The sequence below is a fragment of the Streptomyces graminilatus genome, from assembly GCF_001418565.1.
Lineage (GTDB): Bacteria > Actinomycetota > Actinomycetes > Streptomycetales > Streptomycetaceae > Streptomyces > Streptomyces graminilatus.
Window position 1 is genome coordinate 1 of the sequence record NZ_LIQQ01000528.1, and the last position, 4,060, is coordinate 4,060.

Annotated in this window: 4 protein-coding genes, 1 tRNA gene and 1 pseudogene; 2 read left to right on the forward strand and 4 right to left on the reverse strand. The window is 67.2% G+C overall.

The window, feature by feature from the left end; all coding sequences use genetic code 11:
• The 4 genes from AOK08_RS35095 to AOK08_RS35110 all read right to left on the reverse strand — a co-directional run.
• A partial coding sequence (locus tag AOK08_RS35095) for a 3'-5' exonuclease (protein ID WP_055533557.1) occupies positions 1-936 on the reverse strand: 936 nt, incomplete at its 3' end.
• 588 nt (positions 937-1,524) lie between these two features.
• Positions 1,525-1,935 carry a type II toxin-antitoxin system VapC family toxin gene (locus AOK08_RS35100; RefSeq protein ID WP_079054452.1) on the reverse strand — a complete coding sequence of 137 codons (411 nt, stop codon included), beginning with the start codon at positions 1,933-1,935 and terminating at the stop codon, positions 1,525-1,527.
• Positions 1,932-2,213, reverse strand: a complete 282-nt coding sequence (locus tag AOK08_RS35105) for a type II toxin-antitoxin system Phd/YefM family antitoxin (RefSeq protein ID WP_063794197.1) — start codon at positions 2,211-2,213, stop codon at positions 1,932-1,934. The genes AOK08_RS35100 and AOK08_RS35105 overlap by 4 nt, the downstream gene beginning before the upstream one ends.
• Before the next feature lie 383 nt (positions 2,214-2,596).
• Positions 2,597-2,668: transfer RNA gene (locus AOK08_RS35110), tRNA-Arg, on the reverse strand.
• Positions 2,669-2,831: 163 nt separating this feature from the next.
• Here AOK08_RS35110 and AOK08_RS35115 point away from each other — a divergent pair.
• Both AOK08_RS35115 and AOK08_RS35120 read left to right on the forward strand, forming a co-directional pair.
• Complete coding sequence (locus AOK08_RS35115) at positions 2,832-3,326, forward strand: response regulator (RefSeq protein WP_241827221.1); 495 nt, start codon at positions 2,832-2,834, stop codon at positions 3,324-3,326.
• A gap of 128 nt (positions 3,327-3,454) precedes the next feature.
• Positions 3,455-4,060, forward strand: a pseudogene (locus AOK08_RS35120) (ArgS-related anticodon-binding protein NrtL); the annotation flags it as partial.

The following is a 4,060-nucleotide window of genomic DNA, read 5'->3' on the forward strand; positions in this document are numbered from 1 at the left end:
GAGGGGCGCCCGGCCGGGCGCGGCGGCGGGCGGCCCGTCGCGTCGTGGCGCATGGTGCGTCAGTCGGCGGGCGAGAGCGTCGGAGATGCTCGAAAGGTCCCAGCCGACATGGGTACCGCTCCCTTCGCCGGGGCTTTCGGGTCCGCACCCGAGATGACGAAGCAGATTCCACGCCGGTGAGTCGTGACACGCGGCGGTGACGAACAAACGGAGGTCTTCGGGCCATTCGGCCAGTTCGAGGGAGGCTCGGTCAAGGACGCGGGCGAGTAACTCGGCGTCGTCGGCAGCGTCGTGCCACCGAAGCCCGGAACGATCGGCTCCGTAAGCGTCGGCCAACATCGCGAGGCGGTGGCTTCGGGCAAGTGGCCAGATGCAGTGGGCCAAGTAGAGCGAGTCCACCCGATCGCCAGGGAGAGAAGGCAGGTTCTCCCTCTCACAGGCCTCGTCGAGCATCGGAAAATCCGAGGTGGTCCCGTTGTGTGCGACGAGTGTGTCAGCGCCGGCGCAGAATTCGTGCATTCGCTCCAAGGCGGTGCGTGGATGCACTGCCTGAGTCTGCTGGCGCTCCCGTAATCCTTCATTGCGGATGGTCCACTCGTCGCCGGGTAACGAGAGGAAAACCTCGATCCGGGGATGCTCCGCCGTCCACGCCGTGTCTGTTCCGGTCCGGACAGCACCGATCTGGAAGATGCGGCGGTCCACGTATGGAGCCGCCGCTGTCGTACGCACGACGCTCTCGACATCGATGCTGATCGCCCGTAGGCCGCAGCGCGACGATGTACTGTCCGGTAACGCGAGGCTTTCCTTGTCTGAGCTGTCTGCCACGAACAGCAGCCCGTCGCGCTCGTGGAGTAGGCCCGCAGATAACGCCTGCTCCACGAGCATCGCCAAACGCTTGGCGGGTGCGCGCCTGTAGCGGTCGCGGGCGGCTGCCATCAGCTCATCGGGAGAGACTCCCGTAGGGAACTCGGCAACGAGTCGCATGAGCGGTGCCGTAGCGGTTGACGCCGGGCTGCTGCTCGGTGTGCCCATCGCGGTCCATTCTCAGTAGTGCCGGCATGGCCGATGAAGAGGAAGGATCTCCGGTCGGCAAGGCCTTTCGGAACTGATCCATTGTGCGGGCGTCACTGCCTTGTGCGGCGGTTTTCGCTGAAGAAGTCTCCCGGTCCGGGAGGCCGCTCCCGCCAACGCTCTTGACGCCCACACCTAACCTGCCACGACGGGGCAGTGGCGTAGACCAGTTCGGTGATCTCTGCGATATGAGGGGTGACTTCTTCGTCGTGTCGGTGGAGCGCAGTGATCATATCGAAGCGATCTTGGCACTGACGCCCGGCCAGGGAATCAATTGTCAATTCCCGTGGATCAGTGGTGCACTCGGCGCTGTACACGTGGCTGTGCGCGGCGCGGACCCGGCCGGGGTCACCCAGCGGGCGAGCAGCAGTTATGAGGTGCGCTGAGCAGTTGCGGGAAAGGGCTGGCGGATCTGTTGCGCGGCCGACTGAGCGGTCGACTTGTTCCGGCACGTCATGCGGGTGCGAGATGTGGCAGCCCGAGTGCTGCGACAGCGTCCGTCAGTTCTTTGTCGTAGGTGACAAAACCGTCCAGTTCTCGGTGCAGGGGAGTAGCTGTTGCCAGGTGGATGGCGTCGAGAGTGCCGAGTTTCTGCACCTCGAAGCCGGCAGCGCGGGCCAGGACGTCGTCACTGACCATGATCTGGTCTGTTCCGGTGAGCGCGTTGCCGACCAGGAACGGTACTCGCTGCCGATCAACACCAGCTCGCCGGAACGTGCGCGCGATCTCCACCCCAGCCAGCTGGGAGGTCACGAGACGGCTGTCCACGTCCAGCCCTGCCCGCCAGCTGCGAAGTGCCTGTGTCTCTGCCTCCTGCTGTACGAATTTCAGCAGGGCGCAGGTGTCCATGTAGTAGAGGCTCAACGCGTGCGCTCCCGGTCGCGCTCGGCGATCAGCGCATTCGAAAGCGAAGGCAGCTCAGCCAGATCGCTGATCAGCTCAGGCAGCGCGCCCGGATTCACCGCACGACGCACCTGGCCGGCCGCAATCAGCTGGGCCAGGGCCGACGTGGGCTCTTCAGCGGGCGACATGCGGATGACAGGCTTGCCGTGCTCAGTGACGATGAGCGTCTCACCTGCGCGAACTCGCGCTGTGACCTTCGACGGGTGATGGTTCAGCTCGCCAAGCGGGATGCTTTCCATGCGATAAATGTACACAAAAAATATAGACAATCGGATGCGATTCAGGCTTTGGCCCAGTGGCCCGTCCGTCGCTCGCCGCAGTCAGGCCATCGAGGTCCGACGGGAGGGTCGTGACGGGGGCCGGGGATGGGGCCTCTGTCAAGGGGCGGCAGACGTGATTCCCCGGAGGTCGTCGGCTCGGGTCAGGGCTGGTCATCCCGCGACGGACGGGTGATTGGGCCAGGCGGCGGCCCCGTCTTGCCTCGGCTGCTGCTGGGTGGCTCACGCACTCCTCACGCACAACCGTTGAGAGACGGTGACATCGGCATCCGCCTGCACATACGCGAAGACCCCGTCTTCAGCTGAAGCGCTGATGGCGGGGTCTTTGGGCACCCAATACAAGGTGCCCCCGGCAGGATTCGAACCTGCGCACACGGCTCCGGAGGCCGTTGCTCTATCCCCTGAGCTACGGGGGCGTGTCTGGCGCGTTGCGCGGTGACGGGTAGAACACTACCAGCTCGTTCGGGGTGATCAGGAACGGGTTTTGGGAGTGGCGGCGGACCCGGCCGGCGCTCCATCCCGTCCGTGGAAGTAGGGAAACGCCGGACGCGGTGGCCGGTCTCGACCTACCCTCGATTTGTGCCAGGTGTGCCCGGCCGGGTCCTTGTTGTGGACGACAACAAGGTCATCCGGCAGCTGATCAGGGTCAACCTCGAACTGGAGGGTTTCGAGGTCGTGACCGCGGCTGATGGTGCCGAGTGTCTGGATGTCGTTCATCAGGTGCACCCCGATGTCGTCACCCTCGATGTGGCCATGCCCCGCCTCGACGGCCTGCGCACCGCCGCCCGGCTGCGCGCCGATCCCCGCACCCGTGATCTGCCCCTCGCGATCATCAGCGCCTGTACGCAGTACGAGGTCGAGGCCGGGCTGGAGGTCGGCGTCGACGCGTTCCTCGCCAAGCCCTTCGACCCCGCCGAACTCATCAGCCTCGTGAGGCAGTTGGCCGAGCGCGGGCGGGACAACACCTCGTTCGGGAGCGCCCTCGGACCACCTCTCGGGCCGGCCCTCGGCCCCCTTGGTCCCCTCGGCGCCCCCACCGAGGCCGAGCGCGCCGCCCGACGCGCCGTCGGCTGACCCGGGCACCACCCCCTGGAACTGTTCCACCAACGCTCGCCCTCCCCGGGGGAGCCCCCTCCGTCCACATACCGGACCACCCCAAACCCGGTCGCATATCCACCCCCCTCCTCCCATACGCTTGTCCCGTGACCCCCGTCGAGCTCTCCCTTACCGTGCTGCGCGCGGTGCGTCGTGCTGTCGACGCGGGGGAGCTGAGTGTCGCCGTCCCCGCACGCGCCGTCGTCGCCGCACCCGGACCCGGTGGCACCGGGGACTACGCCACGAACATCGCGCTGCAACTGGCCAGGCCCGCCGGCCGCACCCCCCGGGACGTCGCCGAAGTCCTGCGTGAGCGGATCAACGCCGCCCCCGGCATCCGTGGCGTCGAGATCACCGGGCCCGGATTCCTCAACATCAGCCTCGACAGCGCCGCCCCCGCGGCCCTCGTGCGCCAGATCCTCACCCAGGGCTCGCGGTACGGGCACAGTGATGCCCTTGGCGGGCAAGTGCTGTCGGTCCGGCTTCCCGTCACGAACGAGCCCCGGGCCGAAGTCGTCGCCGACGCGGTCACACGCATCGCCGCCACCCAAGGCGCCCGCGTCCACCTCCACCGCGCCGCCGACCCACAGGGCGAGGGGGAAAGCGGGGTTCTCGACCTCCGTACCCTTCCCTCCGCCCTTGCCCTCGCCCCCGGCGATCCGACCTCCCTCGGCCCTGACGCCACCCGCTGGACCAGATGCTCGGCGCCGAGG

Coding starts and splice junctions, on each gene's coding strand:
- AOK08_RS35105 (WP_063794197.1), bottom strand. CDS start 2,213: ATGGAAAGCATCCCGCTTGGCGAGCTGAACCATCACCCGTCGAAGGTC.